The sequence below is a fragment of the Cytobacillus sp. GQ23 genome (assembly GCF_059758675.1).
Genome location: NZ_JCAXER010000075.1, coordinates 1 through 1,220 on the forward strand (window position 1 = coordinate 1; position 1,220 = coordinate 1,220).

Consider the following 1,220-nt stretch of genomic DNA (forward strand, 5'->3'; position numbering starts at 1 on the left):
AGATGTCAATCCACAGCTTCGGTGATACGTTTAGCCCCGGTACATTTTCGGCGCGGAGTCACTCGACCAGTGAGCTATTACGCACTCTTTAAATGGTGGCTGCTTCTAAGCCAACATCCTGGTTGTCTAAGCAACTCCACATCCTTTTCCACTTAACGTATACTTTGGGACCTTAGCTGGTGGTCTGGGCTGTTTCCCTCTTGACTACGGATCTTATCACTCGCAGTCTGACTCCCATGGATAAGTCTTTGGCATTCGGAGTTTGTCTGAATTCGGTAACCCGATGGGGGCCCCTAGTCCAAACAGTGCTCTACCTCCAAGACTCTTACTACATGAGGCTAGCCCTAAAGCTATTTCGGAGAGAACCAGCTATCTCCAAGTTCGATTGGAATTTCTCCGCTACCCACACCTCATCCCCGCACTTTTCAACGTGCGTGGGTTCGGGCCTCCATCCAGTGTTACCTGGACTTCACCCTGGACATGGGTAGATCACCTGGTTTCGGGTCTACGACCACATACTCATTCGCCCTATTCAGACTCGCTTTCGCTGCGGCTCCGTCTTCTCAACTTAACCTCGCATGTAATCGTAACTCGCCGGTTCATTCTACAAAAGGCACGCTATCACCCATTAACGGGCTCTAACTACTTGTAGGCACACGGTTTCAGGATCTCTTTCACTCCCCTTCCGGGGTGCTTTTCACCTTTCCCTCACGGTACTGGTTCACTATCGGTCACTAGGGAGTATTTAGCCTTGGGAGATGGTCCTCCCTGCTTCCGACGGGATTTCTCGTGTCCCGCCGTACTCAGGATCCACTCTGGAGGGAACGAAGTTTCAACTACAGGGCTTTTACCTTCTCTGGCCGGCCTTTCCAGACCTGTTCATTTACCTCGTTCCTTTGTAACTCCGTATAGAGTGTCCTACAACCCCAGGAGGCAAGCCTCCTGGTTTGGGCTAATCCCGTTTCGCTCGCCGCTACTCAGGGAATCGCGTTTGCTTTCTCTTCCTCCGGGTACTTAGATGTTTCAGTTCCCCGGGTCTGCCTTCTATACCCTATGTATTCAGGTAAAGATCCTATCCCATTACGGATAGGGGGTTTCCCCATTCGGAAATCTCCGGATCAAAGCTTACTTACAGCTCCCCGAAGCATATCGGTGTTAGTACCGTCCTTCATCGGCTCCTAGTGCCAAGGCATTCACCGTGCGCCCTTTCTAACTTAACC

The 1,220-nt window shown here is 51.2% G+C and carries 1 rRNA gene; it reads right to left on the reverse strand.

Annotated elements, in window-relative coordinates:
- Positions 1 to 1,220, reverse strand: a 23S ribosomal RNA gene (locus tag AC6CHU_RS25880); the annotation flags it as partial.